Origin of the sequence: Trabulsiella odontotermitis (genome assembly GCF_001188485.1) — a bacterium.
GTDB lineage: Bacteria > Pseudomonadota > Gammaproteobacteria > Enterobacterales > Enterobacteriaceae > Trabulsiella > Trabulsiella odontotermitis_A.
The window spans coordinates 97717-116291 of the sequence record NZ_JNGH01000105.1 but is presented as its reverse complement, the minus strand read 5'-3'; the positions used below and the strand labels follow the sequence as shown (position 1 = coordinate 116291).

Below are 18575 nucleotides of genomic sequence, written 5' to 3'. Positions count from 1 at the left end.
TCCGCTTTGTAAAAAAGCCCGCTTAATGCGGGTTTTTTTATGCCTGTCATTCAGCGCTTCGGCAACGTAAACAGCGCCGTGTAGTCGCGATGGCAGATGCGCTGCACCGCCGGGTGCTGAATCATCCGTTCGGCAAAAATGGCGTGATACTCTTCCATCACGTTATCCAGACGCCCCATCTCCACAATGTTTTCATCGGCGTAAAGATCATTGGCGTACAGCGTCGGCGCAACAAAAATCGCGTTGTGTGCAGCACCAAATGCCTTCATCAGCGCAGCATCATCGAACTCGCCGAGAATCTCCACCTTCAGCCCCTGCGTGTTGATCCAGTTTAGTAGCTTGCGCCCCAGCATGGAACGACGGCCAGGGATCAGCAAGCGTCGTGCCTCCAGGCACGCTGGAAACGGTTTTTCCGGCGGCGGACTCATGCTCCAGAAACTGACGCTGCACTCGCCGATTTTGACCGAAAACAGACCTTCCTGCTGCGTGGAATCGATGGGGCAATCGGAGATAATCATGTCGAGCTTGTGCTGGCTGAGCTGCTCAAGCAGCATCTCGTGCGTGGATTCAAAACAGCGCAGATGAATTTGTTCATCCTCCACCACCGCCGCATCCAGAATGCCGCTTACCAGCCGTTTCGACAGTGCGTCCGCCACGCCGACGTCAAACAGCAGATTCGCCTCTTTGCGATAGTTGACGATATCCAGCATCTCCTGGCTGAGCGTGAACATTTTGTCTGCGTAGCGGAACACCAGTTCCCCTAACTCGCTCGGCTCGAGCCCCCTGCCTTTACGTTTAAACAGCCGCCCCTGCAGCCGCTCCTCAAGGGCTTTGATCTGCCCGGTGATGGTTTGTGGCGTCAGATAGAGGACTTCCGCTGCGCCGACCACAGATCCTTCTTTATAGACATGCCAGAAATAATAGAGATGGTTGTAATTGATATGAGACATGCTTTCGCTCCCTGAGAAATGTCGTACAAAGCGCCCCACAGGGCGCTTTTTTCATTCAGGCGCTGACGTCGACACGCATCTGGAAGCGTAGCAGACAATAACCCACCACGGCCGAGGCAATGGAGCCAATCAAAATGCCCAGCTTTGCCCAGTTAATCAGTGCCGGAGCCACGCCGCCAAACGCCAGGCTGGCAATGAAAATCGACATGGTAAAGCCGATTCCGCACAACACGCCCACCGCCATGATCTGTTTGCAGGTAGTGCCTTCCGGCAATGTCGCCCACTTCAGCTTCAGCGCCAGCCAGCAGAATAAACCAATGCCCAGCGGTTTCCCAATAAACAGGCCAGCAATAATGCCCAGCGGCAGCAACGAGGTCAGCCCTTCAAAGGTCACGCCTGCCAGCGAAACACCCGCATTGGCAAAGGCGAACAACGGCAGGATCAAAAAGGCGACCCACGGATGCAGCACGTGCTCAAGCTGTTTCGCCGGTGATGTCCCCGCCGTCTCTTTTAACGGGATCAGGAAACCGACAATCACCCCGGCGAGCGTCGCGTGTACGCCGGATTTCAGCACCGCCGTCCACAGAATCGCACCGACCAGAATGTAGATCCCCGTCCGACGCACGCCGCTCAGATTCAGCGCTACCAACACCGCAATCGCCGCGGCCGCAACGCCAAGCGAGAGCAGCGACAGATCATTGGTGTAAAACAGCGCGATAATCACAATCGCCCCGAGGTCGTCGATAATCGCCAGCGCCATCAGGAAGATTTTCAGTGATGATGGAATCCGGCTGCCGAGCAGTGCCAGCACGCCCAGCGCAAACGCGATGTCGGTCGCCGCCGGGATCGCCCAGCCTTCGCGGGCAATCGGATCCGACACGTTAAACGCCAGATAAACCAGCGCCGGGACGGGAAACACCGCCTGACGGCGGCTGGCGAGCGATCCCTGCAGCAGTTCGCGCTTCACCTCAAGACCAATCAACAGGAAAAACACCGCCATCAGGGCGTCGTTAATCCATAACAGCATATTTTTATTGATTTCCAGCGCACCTACGCGCAGCTGCACAGGCGTTTCCAGAAACGAATGATAAATGCCGCTGGTCGCGCCGGTATTCGCCAGCAGCATTGCCAGCGCGGCGGCAATAATAAGGACAATGCCTCCAGATGCATCACTATTAAAGAAACGGTGTAAATATTTCATCTCAAATCCCGATTTACTTCGATAAAACAGAATGATTGAAATGATAGCTGCCCAATAAACTCGAAAAAAGCAGCTTATTTCTGCTTAACAATTCGTAAAAAACGAAAAAAAGACGCTCAATGAGCGTCTTTTGTAGAAGGGTTTTTCAATCAGATGGCCCCCAGGTCAATCCACGGCTGGCCAACAGCGCAGTTCAGATCCGGCTGGTCACCAACAGTCCACCACCCAGCTTTATACTGATGGCCTTTCCAGATAACCGTGTCATTTTCCATATAGGTTGCCGTCGCATCCCAGGTATCGGCAGGCGCGTCATCTTCATCAGGGGTCGGTTCCGGCTGCGGTTGTGGCTCAACGTCACCGTCGTCCGGAGTCGGTTCTGGCTGCGGCTCAACGTCAGTCTCTTCGTCCGGCGTCACACCATCGGTGACGTTAATCCCTTCGAAATAGAACGGTGCCATTTCAACCACCTGCGATTCGACGTCATAACCCAGGCCTTCACGTGCCGCATTCAGCAGCACGCCGTTGTCCTGGTCAATGGTCCAGGTAAACAGACCACCCAGATTGTGCTTCGCCGCGTATTCCCCTTTCGCTTTCACAGAGCGCGGCGTATCCAGGGACATGAACAGTTTCGTTTCCGGGTTATACAGGAAGTCTGCATTTGCCACGGTATCGGTGTAGACGTTGAAGCCGTTACGACCAGACTGGTTTTCCAGATCCAGGTAGTTATAAATGGTGTCGTACCATTCGGTGCAGCCTGATTCAAAAGAACCGGTAGTGCTGCCCTGACCCGGGTTGTAGGTGCCTTTCAGCGGAGAGAACGATGAGATCTCTGCGTTACGGGCGTTACGGGTATAACCGGCATAACCGATGTTGATGCGATCTGACGGGAAACCTTCGGCAATCAGATAATCAACCACCGCTTCTACACTCCAGCTCCCTTCGCTCAGCGGCGTCAGGTTGGTGTGGTGAGTCAGTTCTGCCGCCCACGGCGTACCGAAGAAGTCGTACGTCATCACGTTGATGGCATACAGACCGGCATCCAGCAGCGCTTTCACGTTGGAGTAGCCCAGCACTTCAACCACCGCCGAACTGGCGATAGAGATTTTCACATCGCTACGGCCTGCCGCATCCAGCTGTGATTTCAGCTCTTTGATGAGCAGCGCATAGTTTGCACCATCTTCCGGGCCATGCGGGTTACCGTTGCCGGCATTGTTCGGGTATTCCCAGTCGATATCCACTTCGCTGAACATTGGGAACTGTTTGAACAGTTTCACCACGCCTGCGGCAAAGACTTTACGAGAAGCGTCAGTTTTCGCCATTTCGTGGAAGCCGTTACTCATGGTCCAGCCGCCGATGCTCATGGAGAGCGCCAGTTCATGGCCCATGGTTTTGGCTTTCGCCTGCAGATCGCGCAGGCCGCCCAGCAGACCGTGCGTGGTGGATTGTGTTACGGTTTTCGCGTCAACGTCCCAACCACTGGTTTCCAGGTTACAGTTTACATAGGACTGGAAATCGCCCCACGGATCGAGGAACGTCGGCTCGTGAGTCACTTTACCAGTCTGCGACGCGGCGTTATTAATGGTGAACTGTTTTTCACCCTGATCGCCGACGATGCCCAGGAAACCAAAGATGATTTTGTCATAAGCAGTCGGTGCCACATTCGCCAGATCGTAACCGCGACCACGGCTTTCCGGCGTGTCCTGACCCTGCAGGCGGCCGTCATACTGAGACCAGTCGGTGTAGTAACCAAATACTTTCGGCTTACTGGCTTTCTTATAACGGTTATAAACCGGCGCAGCAACGCGAGCAGAGGTGTAGCTATATTTCTCTGTTTCTTTTGCCGGGTTAAAACCGTCAGTTGCGTTACTTTTCTCAGTCAGGCTGTCGCCCTTAATTAATTTAGACATTGTAATTACCTCGTTAATTTTCGTTTAAAGTGAACAGCGATGTGCTGTGGACATACCATTCCACGATTTCGAAAAATACGGTAATCACGAAATATAAAAATAAAACACGGCCTGACACGGTGAGTTTGTAAAAGCACATCACCCGTTTCATACCTCCTGATGATAATAGAATAAACACATCAAGAAGTCTAAAAGAAAAATATAAAAACAAGTAAAATCAATATGTTATGCACATCAATTTATATTATATATCTCATTATTTCCAAAAATAGGCAATGTCGACCATGGAATAGTCAGAATAAATCATTGGCTGTGTCAATATTTAACACGTCACTTATTGATTAAGGTATCGCTATGAGCCGCTATATCCTCAACGAGAACTGTATTTTTAGCGAAGAAAGTTTAGAAATAGAAAATCGGGACAACGCTATAAAGATAAAAATGACGCCCATGCGCGCACGTTGCCTGAGCCTGTTGATTGCAAAACAGGCAGAGAAAGTGATTAATAAAGGAACGATTACCGCAGAACTGTGGGGAGAACGCGGTCAGTTTGTCAGCGACGCCAATCTGACTCAGCTGTTGTATCTGCTGCGCAAAGACCTTCGCGATGCAGGTATTAATGATTTTATTATTACGGTGCCGCGCATTGGGATCCGCGTGAATCAGGAAATCTCTGTCACTGCGGTTGTGGCGCGTCAGTTTCCGTCAGAACAGAAAAAAATCAAACCAGAAACGGTGCTGCTTTCGACGTTACTTTGCCTGCTTTCTTTGCTGGCAACGATGGGATTATTTCAGGCTATCGCAGCGAATTAAGCTATAAAAAACCCGAAAGGCGCGAACCTTTCGGGTTTTATTCGGTATGTTCTGCGCTTAACGCGTCAAATCATCAAAGAATTTCTTCACGCCATCGAAAAAGCTTTTGGAGCGCGGGCTGTTTTTTTCGCCCGTCGGGCCACCAAAGCTTTCCTGCAGATCTTTCAGCAGCTGTTTCTGCTTCTCGTTCAGGCCAACCGGGGTTTCCACCACCACGCGACACAGCAGGTCGCCCTGTGCGCCGCCGCGAACGGATTTCACGCCTTTGCCACGCATGCGGAACAGTTTACCGGTCTGCGTTTCATGCGGCACTTTCAGCTTCACGCGGCCATCCAGCGTCGGCACTTCGATTTCGCCACCGAGTGCGGCCATGGCAAAGTTAATCGGCACTTCGCAGTACAGATTGTTGCCTTCGCGCTCGAAGATCGGGTGCTGTTTGACCTGCACCTGAACGTACAGATCGCCNNCGCAAAGAAGCCCTGACGCATCTGCACCTGGCCGGAACCATGACAGGTCGGGCAGGTCTGCGGCTGGGTGCCAGGTTTCGCGCCGTTGCCGTGGCAGACGTCGCACTCTTCCAGCGTCGGGATACGAATTTCTTTGGTGACGCCGCGAACCGCTTCTTCCAGCGTCAGCTCCATGTTGTAGCGCAANCGCGTGCCGCGCGCTGACGGCCACGACCGCCGCCAAAAATGTCGCCGAACACGTCGCCGAAGATGTCGCTGAAATCAGCGCCGCCGCCAAAGCCGCCGCCAAATCCGCCACCGCCCATACCGCCTTGTTCAAACGCGGCGTGACCGTACTGATCATACGCGGCGCGTTTCTGGTCGTCGGTCAGGATCTCGTAGGCTTCCTTGATCTCTTTAAATTTGGCTTCAGCGTCTTTGTCACCCTGATTACGGTCCGGGTGAAATTTCATGGCAAGGCGTTTATACGCCTTTTTGATTTCACGCTCTTCCGCGGTTTTGGATACGCCTAAAACCTCGTAGTAGTCTCTCTTAGCCATCTCTTTTCATTGCCCTTAACATGCGAGCACGGGCGGAGAGGAAACCTCTTCGCCCGTGCCAGTCTTTACCCGTTCAAAGGGCGATTATTTTTTGTCTTTCACTTCTTCGAACTCAGCGTCGACAACGTCGTCGTCTTTCGCGTTGTTCGCAGAAGCGTCAGCGCCACTTTCAGCCTGCTGCTGAGCGTGTTGCTGTTGAGCAATTTCCAGCAGTTTCTGGGAAGCCTGCGCCAGTGCCTGCATTTTCGCTTCGATATCCGCTTTATCTTCACCTTTCAGCGCGGTTTCCAGCGCGGTCAGTGCAGATTCGATAGCGGTTTTATCATCAGCTGGCAGCTTGTCGCCTGCTTCTTCGACCTGCTTGCGGGTGCTATGCAGCAGGTGATCACCCTGGTTGCGGGTCTGAACCAGCTCTTCGAATTTACGGTCAGACTCAGCGTTTGCTTCCGCTTCGCGAACCATTTTTTCGATCTCTTCTTCGTTCAGACCAGAAGAGGCCTTGATGGTGATCTTCTGCTCTTTACCGCTGTTTTTGTCTTTCGCCGAGACGTGCAGAATACCGTCAGCATCGATGTCGAAGGTGACTTCGATCTGCGGCATGCCGCGCGGAGCCGGGTTAATGCCATCCAGGTTGAACTGACCCAGAGACTTGTTATCGCCAGCGCGTTTACGCTCACCCTGCAGCACATGGATGGTTACCGCAGACTGGTTGTCTTCCGCCGTCGAGAACACCTGGCTGTGCTTGGTCGGGATGGTGGTGTTTTTGTTGATGAGCGCCGTCATCACGCCACCCATGGTTTCGATACCCAGCGACAGCGGGGTAACGTCCAGCAGCAGTACGTCTTTCACATCACCGGTCAGCACGCCGCCCTGAACCGCAGCACCGATAGCTACTGCTTCGTCCGGGTTAACGTCTTTACGCGGCTCTTTACCGAAGAATTCAGCCACTTTCTTCTGAACCATCGGCATACGCGTCTGACCACCGACCAGGATCACGTCCTGAACGTCAGAAACGGACAGGCCAGCGTCCTGCAGTGCAACCTTCAGCGGCTCGATGGAACGGTTCACCAGGTCTTCTACCAGGCTTTCCAGTTTCGCACGGGTCACTTTGATGTTCATGTGTTTCGGACCGGTCGCGTCTGCCGTGATGTACGGCAGGTTCACGTCGGTCTGCTGAGCGGAAGAGAGCTCGATTTTCGCTTTCTCAGCCGCTTCTTTCAGGCGCTGCATCGCCAGCGGATCATTACGCAGGTCAATGCCCTGATCTTTCTTGAATTCGTCGACCAGATAGTTGATCAGACGGGTATCGAAGTCTTCACCACCCAGGTGGGTATCACCGTTGGTTGCCAGGACTTCGAAGGTTTTTTCGCCGTCAACTTCGTCGATTTCGATAATCGAGATATCGAAGGTACCACCACCGAGGTCATAAACCGCGATAGTACGGTTGCCGACTTCTTTATCCAGACCGTACGCCAGTGCAGCCGCGGTCGGTTCGTTGATGATACGTTTGACTTCCAGACCCGCGATACGGCCAGCATCTTTGGTTGCCTGACGCTGAGCATCGTTGAAGTACGCTGGTACGGTGATTACCGCTTCAGTAACCGGTTCGCCAAGGTAGTCTTCAGCGGTTTTCTTCATTTTTTTCAGCACTTCCGCGGAGATCTGCGGCGGCGCCATTTTCTGACCTTTCACATCAAGCCATGCGTCGCCGTTGTCAGCGCCGATGATTTTGTACGGCATGATAGAAACGTCACGCTGAACTTCTTCGTCCTGGAAGCGACGGCCAATCAGGCGTTTGATCGCGAACAGCGTATTTTGCGGGTTCGTCACTGCCTGACGTTTAGCCGGCTGACCAACCAGAGTTTCACCATCGTTGGTATAAGCAATGATAGAAGGCGTGGTGCGATCGCCTTCGGCGTTCTCAAGCACGCGTGCTGTCGTGCCGTCCATAATCGCTACACAAGAGTTGGTTGTACCCAGGTCGATACCAATAATTTTACCCATCTAAACGTCTCCACTAAAAATTCGTCAACATGTGGTTGTGAACCTGTAATAAGGGCGAAACGTGCGGTTTCAAGCTCCCTGAATCGTTTTTTTTCAGGCTCACCACTGCGGTTGTGTACTAGATGGGGTCGCATCGCCGGGCATCAAGGGGTAAGGCGAAAATATTTTAATTATCCCCTGTTGAGATCATGGACACATCTGACCGCCCTGATTATGATGCCGCGCCCCGCTGCCCGAGGAGTGGCGCAGGGTAAGACAATTCACCATTTTATGATGATTTTGAGGAATTATGGGCAACACAACGTTGGCTAATCCGGCTCCGCTGGGATTGATGGGTTTCGGCATGACCACGGTTCTGCTGAACCTGCACAACATCGGGCTTTTCCCGCTTGATGGCATTATCCTGGCTATGGGCATTTTTTACGGCGGTATCGCGCAGATCTTCGCGGGGCTGCTGGAGTATAAAAAAGGCAATACCTTTGGCTTAACCGCGTTCACCTCGTACGGCTCGTTCTGGCTGACGCTGGTCGCTATCCTGCTGATGCCGAAAATGGGTCTGGCCGACGCGGCCAATTCGCATTTCCTGGGCGTTTACCTTGGACTGTGGGGTGTGTTTACGCTGTTTATGTTCTTCGGAACGCTGAAGGGCGCACGCATGCTGCAATTCGTATTCCTGAGCCTGACGGTGCTGTTTGCGCTGCTGGCGGTGGGTCATCTGGCGGATAGCGAGAGCGTCGTTCACGTTGCCGGCTGGGTGGGCATCGTCTGTGGGGCGAGCGCGATTTATCTGGCGATGGGTGAAGTGCTGAACGAGCAGTANNCGCTTCACTTGCCGGGCCAATCAGTCGGTATTTTTCCCGCCGCAGCCAGAAGCCAATCCCCATCCCCATTAACGACAGCGCTAAAACATACCAGGCAGGCGCCAGCGGCGACACCACCATCAGCATGGTGACCGCAATCGGCGTCAAACCGCCAAAAATCGCATAGGAAACGTTGTAAGAAAAGGAAATACCGGTGAAACGCACTTCTGCCGGAAACGCCCGCACCATCACATACGGCACCGCCCCCACCACGCCGACACACAGTCCGACGAGACCATACAGCGGCATAAGCAGTTCCGGGTGCAAGCCCACCCCGTGATAAAACGCCCAGCTCGCCGCCACCAGCAATAACGACCCGACAATAAGCGTGAGTCCGGAGCCAAAACGATCTGCCGCCAGCCCGGCAATCAGGCAGCCAAAACAGAGCATAACCGTGGCAATACTGTTGGCCTGAAGCGTTAACGCCGGGGCAAAACCGTACTGTTTTTGCAGCCAGACCGGCGACATTAAAATCACCACCACAATGCCTGCGGACAGCAGCCAGGTGAGCAGCATAAAGAAACCCCCCAGCCGCCATCGTGAATAGTCTGTTGTGTCATTGAAGTATTGATCAGCGTCGCCACCACCGAACCGAGCAGGATCCCCACGGTCAACCCGGCGGTCAGCGTGCCACAGGCAATGCCAATGCGACGCGTCGGGACATGTTCGGCAACAAACACCCACGCCCCTGGCACTTCACCACCAATGGCGGCGCCCTGCAGAATACGCATCAGCAGCAGTAGCAGCGGTGCGACAAGCCCCGCCGACGCAAACGTGGGCAGCAGGCCAATCGCCAGCGTCGGGATCGCCATTAGCAGGATGCTGAGAGTAAACATCTTCTTGCGCCCGACCAGATCGCCGAAATGCGCCATGATGATCCCGCCCAGCGGACGCGCCAGATAACCGGCAGCGAAGATCCCGAAGGTCTGCACCTGTCGCAGCCACTCCGGGATATCCGCCGGGAAGAACAGTTCGCCGATCACCGCAGCGAAAAAGACGAAAATAATGAAGTCATAAAACTCCAGCGCACCGCCGAGGGCGGCCAGCGTCAGGGTTTTATAATCCTGTCGATTCAGAGGGCGTGCATGCAGAGTCATAGCGGACCATTTGTTCAGCCAGAGTTATCGGTACTGTAAACAAAATGTTAATATACCGTAACGCTGTTAATGCGCCATGACATGCACAGGTTATGTCACAAACTTTCTGTATTCAGGAGATTGTTTCGCGACGCGCACTTTTCGGGCGAAAAGCTGCTACCACTTGCGGATCGGTGTCCACGTACGGCCCGTCCAGCAGTTGTATGCAATACGGGACGCTGGCAAAAATACCCGCCACCACCACCTTGCCGTCAGCGTCTTTCACGCCTTCGAGCGTTTCCTGAATCGACTTTGGCTGCCCCGGAAGATTGAGGATCAGCGCCTGCTTGCGGATCACCCCGACCTGACGAGAGAGGATCGCCGTCGGCACGAAATGCAGGCTGATCTGGCGCATCTGCTCACCGAAACCAGGCATTTCCCGATCGGCCACCGCCAGCGTGGCATCGGGCGTGACGTCGCGACGTGCCGGACCCGTACCACCGGTGGTCAGCACCAGATGGCAGCTCATTTCGTCCACCAGTTCGCACAAGGTCTGTTCGATGATGGCCTGTTCATCAGGAATAAGCCGCGTCTGCACCTCAAACGGGGTGGTTAGCGCGCTTTTCAGCCACGTTTCGAGTGCCGGAATGCCTTTGTCCTGGTAGACGCCGCTGGAGGCGCGGTCAGAGACAGAAACTAAGCCAATGCGTAAGGTATCCATATTCGTTCCGTTAACAATAAAACCGTTATGCGGAATGATACACGTTGAGGGGGAAGACAGACAGATTTGCGAAGAGGTAGCGTGACCGGGAGCCGGTCACGCTAATGTGATTACAGCAGATCGCTGATCACTTTTTCCAGTTTGGCCTGGTCAACCGCAAACTTACGGATACCGTCCGCCAGTTTGTCGACAGCCATTGGATCCTGGTTGTGCTGCCACAGGAATTCAGATTCCGTGATGCGTGCCGGGCGCGCCTTCACTTCCCCTTTGAAGGTCAGTTTCGGCTCAACCGCGCCTTCGCTTTCCGCCAGCTCTTTCAGCAGTGACGGAGAGATAGTCAGGCGATCGCAGCCCGCCAGTTCGAGGATCTCGCCGACGTTACGGAAGCTTGCACCCATGACCACGGTTTCGTAACCGTGCTGCTTGTAATACTCATAGATTTCCGTCACGGAAACCACGCCCGGATCTTCTGCCGGCGCGTACTCTTTCTTGTCGGTGTTGGCTTTGTACCAGTCGAGGATACGGCCAACGAACGGGGAGATCAGGAAAACGCCCGCTTCAGCACAAGCACGCGCCTGGGCGAAGGAGAACAGCAGCGTCAGGTTACAGTTGATGCCTTCTTTTTCCAGTTGCTCAGCGGCGCGAATGCCCTGCCAGGTGGAAGCCAGTTTGATCAGGATACGGTCGTTGCTGATGCCCGCATCGTTGTACAGTTTGATCAGGCGTTTCGCTTTTGCGATAGACGCGTCAGTGTCGTAAGAGAGACGCGCGTCAACTTCGGTAGAGATACGGCCCGGGATCAGCTTGAGGATTTCCAGACCAATATTCACTGCCAGTTTGTCAGTGGCATCAACAACCTGTTGAGCGTGGTCGCTGCTCTGGCTTTTCGCCCAGGTGACCGCGTCATCGATCAGTTTGCGGTACTCAGGGATCTGGGCCGCATTCAGGATCAGAGAAGGGTTAGTCGTGGCATCCTGAGGCTGGTAAAGCTTCATTGCCGCGATATCTCCGGTGTCAGCGACTACGGTTGTGTACTGACGCAGGGAGGTCAATTTATCCGTCATATTGTGTATCTCTTTAAACAGCGTGTTAGGGGGGATGTAATCGGTCTTTCTTGATGATAACACGACGTGGGGTCAGCGCAACCTGGACCGTGCAAGACCGCAGAGTATGATAAACTGTGACAATTAATCTTAAGAGAGATAATGGATTATCCCAAATTTGGTAGCGCTTACATTAGTAAGTCGGCATGTACAAGAGGACGTCTAATGCCTGATTTTCTTTCTTTTATCAACGACATGCTCTGGGGCTCGGTAATGATTTACCTGCTGCTCGGCGCGGGCGTGTGGTTTACATGGCAGACTGGATATATTCAGTTTCGCTATGTCAGGCAGTTCTGGAGAAGTCTGAAAGGCAGCTTCAGTCCGCAGGAAGGCGGACTGACTTCATTTCAGGCGCTCTGTACCAGTCTGGCGGCACGCGTGGGAAGCGGAAACCTCGCGGGGGTTGCGCTTGCCATCACCGCGGGCGGGCCCGGCGCGGTGTTCTGGATGTGGGTTTCCGCCATTATCGGCATGGCCACCAGCTTTGCGGAGTGTTCGCTGGCACAGCTCTATAAAGAGCGCGACGGCAACGGGCAATACCGCGGCGGACCCGCGTGGTATATGGCGCGCGGCCTCGGTATGCGCTGGATGGGCGTTCTCTTCTCGATTTTCCTGCTGGTCGCCTACGGGCTTATTTTTAATACCGTGCAGGCCAATTCGGTGGCGCTGGCTGTCAGCTACGCGTTTCATCTTCCCCCCTTCCTGACCGGTCTCGGGTTGGTTGCCTTAACGCTGCTGTTTATCGTGCGCGGCCTGCGTGGCATCGCACGGCTGTTGCAGTGGATAGTGCCGTTTATGGCGCTCATCTGGGTTATTGCCAGCGTGGCTATCAGCCTGAGCCATGCCGGGCAACTGCCGGGCATCCTGGAATTGATTGTACGCAGCGCCTTTGGCTGGCAGGAAGCGGCGGCGGGCGCGGTCGGCTACACCATCAGCCAGGCGCTGACCAGCGGCATCCAGCGTGGCATGTTTTCTAACGAAGCGGGTCTTGGTTCAACGCCGAACGCGGCAGAGCGGCATTGCCGGGATCACCCTCGTGCAGCACGCCATGGTCGGGCTGACCGGCAGCTGGGGCGCGGGTTTTGTCGCCTTTGTGGTGCTGCTGTTCGCTTTTACGTCTATCGTCGCCAACTATCTGTATGCGGAAAATAACCTCATCTTTTTGCAAATGCATACGCCGCGCAATATCTGGCTGTTGCGGGTCATCACGCTGGTGATGGTGATGGCAGGAACGCTGCTCAGCCTGCCTCTGGTCTGGCAACTGGCCGATGTTATTATGGCGCTGATGGCAATAACCAACCTGACGGCGATCCTGCTGTTATCGCCGGTGGTGAAAATCATCGCCAGCGATTATCTGCGCCAGCGAAAACTCGGCGTGCGCCCGGTGTTTGACCCCGCGCGTTACCCCGATATCAAGCAACAACTGGCCCCCGAAAGCTGGGACGATACGCCACACCAATAGCTGTCATTGATCCCTTCGCAAGCGTTTTTTGCTAAAGTCTCGGGAAAATGCCTGCAAGGACTGGATATGCTGATTCTTATTTCACCTGCTAAAACGCTCGATTACCAAAGCCCGCTGGCGACCGATCGCTATACCCAGCCAGAACTGCTGGATCATTCCCAGCAGTTGATCCGCGAAGCGCGCAAACTGTCTGCACCGCAGATTGCAAAACTGATGGGCATCAGCGACAAACTCGCCGATCTCAACGCCACCCGTTTCCATGACTGGCACCCGGATTTCACGCCGCAGAACGCGCGCCAGGCGATCCTCGCGTTTAAAGGCGATGTCTATACCGGTCTGCAGGCGGAAAATTTCAGTGAGGCGGACTTCGATTTCGCTCAGCAACATCTGCGTATGCTGTCCGGTCTGTACGGCGTCCTGCGTCCGCTGGATCTGATGCAACCCTACCGACTGGAAATGGGCATCCGTCTGGACAATGCGAAAGGGAAAGATCTCTACCATTTCTGGGGCGATACCATCACCAGCAAACTTAACGAGGCGCTGAAAGCGCAGGGCGACGACATCATTATTAACCTCGCCTCTGACGAATACTTTAAGTCCGTGAAGCCGACGCTGTTGAAGGGGAAAATCATCAAGCCTGTTTTCCTCGATGAGAAGAACGGCAAATTCAAGGTGATCAGCTTCTATGCCAAGAAAGCGCGCGGTCTGATGAGCCGTTACATCATTGAAAACCGTCTGACGAAACCAGAGCAGTTAACCGGGTTTAACAGCGAAGGGTATTTCTTTGACGGGGACGCGTCCGCCAACGGCGAACTGGTGTTTAAACGTCACGAACAGCAGTAAAAAACGCCCCGGCAACGCATTACCTGCCGGGGACACGCCTTACACTTTACTCATGAGCAACTGGCGCAGCGCCGCGAAATCGGCAGGCAGGTTGTGCGACAGTAGCGGCAAGTCCGCCCGCTCAGCCAGTTCTTTCGGCAGCGGCAGCGGCTCACCCAGAATCGCCTCAACACTCTCTTTGAATTTCGCCGGATGCGCCGTGCCGAGGAACAGCCCGTACTCACCCGGGTTCAGTTGATCGCGCAGCGCACGCCAGGCTACCGCCGCATGCGGTTCTGAAACGTACCCCAGCGCTTTAAGCTCACGCATCGTCGCTTTGGTGGTGTCATCGTCCACCGTGGCGTAACCCAGCTCTTTCAGACGCCAGATCTTACGGCGGAACAGCTCTTCCACGCGCGGCCAGTTATTCGGCTGGCTGACGTCCATCGCGTTCGACAGCGTGGCCTGCGTCGCGTGAGGTTTCCACTGATAAAACGCTTCACCGGCAGCCCCAGTGATTTCGCCAGCAGACCCGCGGTCAGATCGCCAAAGTTGCCGCTCGGCACGGAGATCACCAGTTGATTGCGCGCTTCCTGCGGCAGTTGCGCCACCGCTTCAAAGTAGTAGCAGATTTGCGCCAGCAGACGGCTGATGTTGATCGAGTTTGCCGAGTTCAGCCCCAGTGCTTTTTTCAGCGCATCGTCATCGAACGCCTGTTTCACCAGCGCCTGGCAGGCATCGAAATCGCCGTCGATAGCCACCGTTTCAATGTTGCCGCCCAGCGTACAGAACAATTTTTCCTGCAACGGACTGATTTTGCCGCGCGGATAGAGGATCACCACGCGCACGTTTTTCATGCCATAAAACGCGTGCGCGACCGCCGCCCCGGTGTCGCCCGAGGTCGCCGTCAGAATGGTGACCGGTTTGTCGCCGCTGATGTGCCCGAGCATCTGCGCCATAAAGCGCCCGCCGAAATCTTTGAACGCCAGCGTCGGGCCGTGGAACAGCTCGAGGCAACCAACGTCCTCCTGCACTTTTTTCACCGGTGCCGGGAAGGCGAACGCCGCGCGTACGCGCTCTTCCAGCAACTCCTGCGGGATTTCATCACCGATAAACGCCGCGAGGATTTTGGCGCTGCGGGTGATGAAATTCTGTTTCAGCATCTCATCGACTTCCGTCAGGCTGAACTCCGGCAGGTCATGCGGGAAGAATAACCCCTGATGTCTGCCCAGCCCTTGCGTCACGGCCTGCGCAAAACTGACCTGCTCGTTATGATCTTTTAAGTTGTAGAGTTTCATTAATTTTCCACCACGCGTGCGCCCGCTGTATCCAGCCGACAAATATGAACAAAGCCTTCCTGATTTTGCAGATAGTGTTTGCTGAGCCAGTCAGCCACCCGCTGCGCGGTCGCCGGGTTATCGCAGAGCGCAAACAGCGTCGGTCCGGAACCGGAAATANNAGCCCCGCCGCCAGTCGCGGCTGGCGCGAATAACAGGCATGAATAAAACCCGCCAGATGACGCCCGTGGGCAATACAATCCTGACGGCGATACTGCGCCGGTAAAATCGCCCGCGCTTCGGCGGTCGACACTTTAATGCCCGGATAGGCCAGCACCCACAACCATTCATCAAAGCCTGGCACCTGCTGGCTGATAATGTCACCCTCTTCGAGGATCAGCTGCATGCCGCCCAGATAGCACGGCGCGACGTTATCATAATGAATGCTGCCGGAAATACGCCCTTCAAGTTCGCCCATCAGCGCCAGCATTCGGTGTTCATTCAGCGGCTTACCGCAGTGTTCGTTCATCGCCACCAGCGCCGCGACCACCGAACAGGCACTCGAACCAAGACCTGAACCAATCGGCATATTTTTTTCTAACGTCATGGTGACCGGCACCGTTTTGCCAATCTCCTGACAGAAACGCTCCCAGCATTGCCAGACAATATTCTCTTGCGGATTAGCCGGCAACTTGCTGGCAAAGTGGCCCGCGTTGATCAGACTGAAATGGTCTGCGGCGTCAACGGAAACATTGTCGCCCAGCGGCGTACCGTCGACCGGCGTCACCGCCGCGCCAAGCACATCAAACCCCACGCTCATATTGGCACTGGAGGCCGGGGCATAGACTTTCACCATCTTAAACTCCTAACTTCCATGATAAGGTGCGCAGCAGATCGGCAAACACACCGGCCGCGGTCACGTCGTTGCCCGCGCCATAGCCGCGCAGGATCAGCGGCAGCGGCTGATAATAGTGGCTGTAAAAGGCCAGCGCGTTTTCGCCGTTTTTGACTTTATACAGCGGATCGTTACCGTCCACGTCGGCGATTTTCACCCGGCAGACGCCATCGTCCTCAATGTTGCCAACATAGCGCAGGACTTTCCCCTCATCACGCGCTTTTTCAATACGTGCGGCAAAAGCGGCGTCCAGCGACGGCAGGCGCGCCATAAAGCTGTCGACGTCGCCCGAGATATCAAACCCTTCCGGTAGCACGGGCTCCACCACGATATCGCTGAGCTCCAGATTACGGCCGTTTTCACGGGCGAGGATCAGCAGCTTACGCGCCACGTCCATTCCGGAAAGATCGTCACGCGGATCCGGCTCGGTATAACCCATTTCACGCGCCAGCGTTGTCGCTTCAGACAGGCTCATGCCCTCATCCAGCTTGCCGAAAATAAACGACAGCGATCCTGACAGAATGCCGGAGAAGCGTTGCAGCTCATCGCCCGCACTGAGCAGGTTTTGCAGGTTTTCAATCACCGGCAGCCCGGCGCCAACGTTAGTGTCATAGAGGAATTTGCGCCGCGAGCCTGCCGCCGCCTGGCGCAGTTCGTGGTAGTAGTTCATCGACGAGGTGTTGGCCTTCTTGTTCGGCGTGACCACGTGGAAACCTTCGCGCAGGAAATCAGCGTACTGATCCGCCACCGCCTGGCTGGAGGTACAGTCGACGATCACCGGGTTCAGCAGGTGGTACTCTTTCACCAGTCGAATCAGACGACCGAGGTTGAATGGCTCTTTCGCCTCCGCCAGCGCCGCTTTCCAGTTTTCCAGATTCAGCCCATGGACGCTGGTCAGCAGGGCTTTCGAGTTCGCCACGCCGCAGACGCGCAGATCGATATGTTTGTCTTTGAGCCAGGTTTGCTGACGCTTGAGCTGCTCCAGCAGTGCACCGCCGACGCCGCCAACGCCAATCACGAACACCTCAATCACCTGATCGGTGTTGAACAGCATCTGATGCGTGACGCGTACGCCGGTGGTGGCGTCATCGTTGTTAACGACCACCGAGATCGAACGCTCTGACGACCCCTGCGCGATAGCCACGATATTGATATTGGCGCGGGCCAGCGCGGCAAAGAATTTGGCTGAGATCCCACGCAGGGTACGCATACCGTCGCCGACCACAGAGATGATCGCCAGACGCTCCATGATCGACAATGGCTCCAGCACACCCTCTTTCAGTTCGAGGTAGAACTCATCTTCCATTGCCTTTTTCGCGCGACCGCAGTCGCCCTGCGGCACACAGAAGCTGATGCTGTATTCAGAAGACGACTGGGTAATCAGCACCACGGAAATGCCCGCGCGCGACATGGTTGCGAACACGCGCGCCGCCATCCCGACCATCCCTTTCATGCCAGGACCCGAGACGTTGAACATCGCCATGTTGTTGAGATTGGAAATCCCCTTCACCGGCAGACCGTCTTCGTCGCGGCTGGCGCCAATCAGCGTGCCTGGCGCCTGCGGATTGCCGGTATTTTTGATAAGGCAAGGGATCTGGAACTGGGCGATAGGCGCGATGGTCCGCGGATGCAGCACTTTGGCGCCAAAATAGGAGAGCTCCATCGCTTCCTGATACGACATCGACTTCAGCAGGCGCGCATCCGGCACCTGGCGCGGGTCACAGGTATAAACACCGTCAACATCCGTCCAGATTTCACAACAGTCGGCGCGCAGGCAGGCCGCCAGTACTGCCGCCGAGTAATCGGAGCCGTTACGCCCCAGCACCACCAGTTCGCCTTTCTCGTTGCCCGCCATAATGGCGATAGAGAGTTTTTCGCCGCGGCAGATGATCGCCGCGTTGACGCTGTCCGGGCATTGCCCGAGCAGGCTGATACCATGCAAAACGTGTTTAATCTGAGCGAATTCTTGTTCGACGAAGAGTTTCAGTTGCGCCAGGGGAAATCCTGGCTGGGCATCGGCAAGACCCTGAAGAAGTTCGGCAAAAATGCGTTCGGCGTCGCTGATATTATTGAGCGCGTCCTGGCCGCCAATGGTTTTTTCAATCATCGCCACCAGGTGGTTAGTGATTTTGGCCGGGGCAGAGAGCACGGTTGCTACCTGCCCCTGCCTTGCGTTGCTCTCAAGAATATCGGCAACCCGCAGAAAACGCTCCGCATTCGCCACTGATGTACCGCCGAACTTCAACACTCGCATGGTCATACCCCTTGATCTTTGGACGAAAAAAAAGCCCGCACTGTTCAGGTGCGGGCTTTTTTCTTTATTTCCTGTACGCGTCAGCCCGCACCGTTACCTGTGGTAATGGTGGTGGTGGTGATAATGGTGATCATCATGCTGATGCGAATCATGTTGTTGTGTGCTCTGTATAGTTATCTGTCTGTGCAGTACCTATATTGGTTAAAGTATCTGCCTGCTTAAGT

Annotated in this window: 10 protein-coding genes, 6 pseudogenes and 1 other annotated feature; of the genes and pseudogenes, 4 read left to right on the top strand and 12 right to left on the bottom strand. The window is 55.0% G+C overall.

Translation table 11 applies throughout. The features are described from left to right. Nucleotides 1–50: 50 nt before the first annotated feature. The 3 genes from nhaR to GM30_RS18215 form a co-directional block, all read right to left on the bottom strand. Nucleotides 51–950 carry a transcriptional activator NhaR gene (gene nhaR, locus GM30_RS18225; RefSeq protein ID WP_049849780.1) on the bottom strand — a complete coding sequence of 300 codons (900 nt, stop codon included), beginning with the start codon at nucleotides 948–950 and terminating at the stop codon, nucleotides 51–53. Nucleotides 951–1005: 55 nt separating this feature from the next. Beyond that, nucleotides 1006–2151 (bottom strand): Na+/H+ antiporter NhaA, encoded by a 1146-nt coding sequence (gene nhaA, locus GM30_RS18220; protein ID WP_049849779.1) that lies wholly within the window; start codon nucleotides 2149–2151, stop codon nucleotides 1006–1008. Between the two features lie 149 nt (nucleotides 2152–2300). Next, complete coding sequence (locus GM30_RS18215; protein WP_155484008.1) at nucleotides 2301–4064, bottom strand: glycoside hydrolase family 18 protein; 1764 nt, start codon at nucleotides 4062–4064, stop codon at nucleotides 2301–2303. Nucleotides 4065–4499: 435 nt separating this feature from the next. Between GM30_RS18215 and GM30_RS18210 the strand changes: the two genes are divergently transcribed. Further along, complete coding sequence (locus tag GM30_RS18210) at nucleotides 4500–4871, top strand: winged helix-turn-helix domain-containing protein (RefSeq protein WP_238582679.1); 372 nt, start codon at nucleotides 4500–4502, stop codon at nucleotides 4869–4871. A 57-nt stretch (nucleotides 4872–4928) separates the two neighbouring features. Here the strand turns inward: GM30_RS18210 and GM30_RS18205 are convergent. Further along, a pseudogene (locus GM30_RS18205) lies at nucleotides 4929–5877 on the bottom strand (molecular chaperone DnaJ). A gap of 84 nt (nucleotides 5878–5961) precedes the next feature. Next, nucleotides 5962–7881, bottom strand: a complete 1920-nt coding sequence (gene dnaK, locus GM30_RS18200) for a molecular chaperone DnaK (RefSeq protein WP_049849776.1) — start codon at nucleotides 7879–7881, stop codon at nucleotides 5962–5964. A 289-nt stretch (nucleotides 7882–8170) separates the two neighbouring features. Here dnaK and satP point away from each other — a divergent pair. After that, a pseudogene (gene satP, locus GM30_RS18195) lies at nucleotides 8171–8698 on the top strand (acetate uptake transporter); the annotation flags it as partial. 37 nt (nucleotides 8699–8735) lie between these two features. Here satP and GM30_RS18190 read toward each other — a convergent pair. The 3 genes and pseudogenes from GM30_RS18190 to tal form a co-directional block, all read right to left on the bottom strand. After that, nucleotides 8736–9838 (bottom strand): annotated as a pseudogene (locus GM30_RS18190) (MFS transporter); the annotation flags it as partial. Between the two features lie 112 nt (nucleotides 9839–9950). After that, the gene (mog, locus tag GM30_RS18185) at nucleotides 9951–10538 is read right to left on the bottom strand and encodes a molybdopterin adenylyltransferase (protein ID WP_049849775.1); all 588 of its coding nucleotides are present in this window, start codon (nucleotides 10536–10538) and stop codon (nucleotides 9951–9953) included. 110 nt (nucleotides 10539–10648) lie between these two features. Beyond that, a complete protein-coding gene (gene tal, locus GM30_RS18180) occupies nucleotides 10649–11602 on the bottom strand; it encodes a transaldolase (RefSeq protein WP_049849774.1) in 954 nt (317 codons plus the stop codon). 204 nt (nucleotides 11603–11806) lie between these two features. On the opposite strand from tal, the pseudogene GM30_RS18175 reads away from it, so the two are divergent. Both GM30_RS18175 and yaaA read left to right on the top strand, forming a co-directional pair. Continuing rightward, nucleotides 11807–13103 (top strand): annotated as a pseudogene (locus GM30_RS18175) (alanine/glycine:cation symporter family protein). Nucleotides 13104–13169: 66 nt separating this feature from the next. Beyond that, nucleotides 13170–13946: a peroxide stress protein YaaA gene (gene yaaA, locus GM30_RS18170; RefSeq protein ID WP_049849773.1), complete on the top strand. Its 777-nt coding sequence runs from the start codon at nucleotides 13170–13172 to the stop codon at nucleotides 13944–13946. 39 nt (nucleotides 13947–13985) lie between these two features. On the opposite strand, the pseudogene thrC reads toward yaaA, so the two are convergent. The 4 genes and pseudogenes from thrC to thrL form a co-directional block, all read right to left on the bottom strand. Beyond that, a pseudogene (gene thrC / locus GM30_RS18165) lies at nucleotides 13986–15223 on the bottom strand (threonine synthase). Next, nucleotides 15223–16058 (bottom strand): annotated as a pseudogene (thrB, locus tag GM30_RS18160) (homoserine kinase). The pseudogenes thrC and thrB overlap by 1 nt, the downstream one beginning before the upstream one ends. A 1-nt stretch (nucleotide 16059) precedes the next feature. Beyond that, nucleotides 16060–18351, bottom strand: a complete 2292-nt coding sequence (gene thrA / locus GM30_RS18155; protein WP_072094167.1) for a bifunctional aspartate kinase/homoserine dehydrogenase I — start codon at nucleotides 18349–18351, stop codon at nucleotides 16060–16062. 24 nt (nucleotides 18352–18375) lie between these two features. After that, nucleotides 18376–18496: a sequence feature (Thr leader region), on the bottom strand. Then, entirely contained in the window at nucleotides 18432–18503 is a 72-nt protein-coding gene (gene thrL, locus GM30_RS26335) for a thr operon leader peptide (protein ID WP_124966103.1), read from the bottom strand. (Overlaps the previous feature by 65 nt.) Nucleotides 18504–18575 lie beyond the last annotated feature (72 nt).

What these genes read in the sequence shown, in the direction of transcription:
- nhaR (WP_049849780.1), bottom strand. Translation starts at nt 950, where the DNA reads ATGTCTCATATCAATTACAACCATCTCTATTATTTCTGGCATGTCTAT.
- nhaA (WP_049849779.1), bottom strand. Translation starts at nt 2,151, where the DNA reads ATGAAATATTTACACCGTTTCTTTAATAGTGATGCATCTGGAGGCATT.
- GM30_RS18210 (WP_238582679.1), top strand. Translation starts at nt 4,500, where the DNA reads ATGACGCCCATGCGCGCACGTTGCCTGAGCCTGTTGATTGCAAAACAG.
- dnaK (WP_049849776.1), bottom strand. Translation starts at nt 7,881, where the DNA reads ATGGGTAAAATTATTGGTATCGACCTGGGTACAACCAACTCTTGTGTA.
- mog (WP_049849775.1), bottom strand. Translation starts at nt 10,538, where the DNA reads ATGGATACCTTACGCATTGGCTTAGTTTCTGTCTCTGACCGCGCCTCC.
- tal (WP_049849774.1), bottom strand. Translation starts at nt 11,602, where the DNA reads ATGACGGATAAATTGACCTCCCTGCGTCAGTACACAACCGTAGTCGCT.
- yaaA (WP_049849773.1), top strand. Translation starts at nt 13,170, where the DNA reads ATGCTGATTCTTATTTCACCTGCTAAAACGCTCGATTACCAAAGCCCG.
- thrA (WP_072094167.1), bottom strand. Translation starts at nt 18,351, where the DNA reads ATGCGAGTGTTGAAGTTCGGCGGTACATCAGTGGCGAATGCGGAGCGT.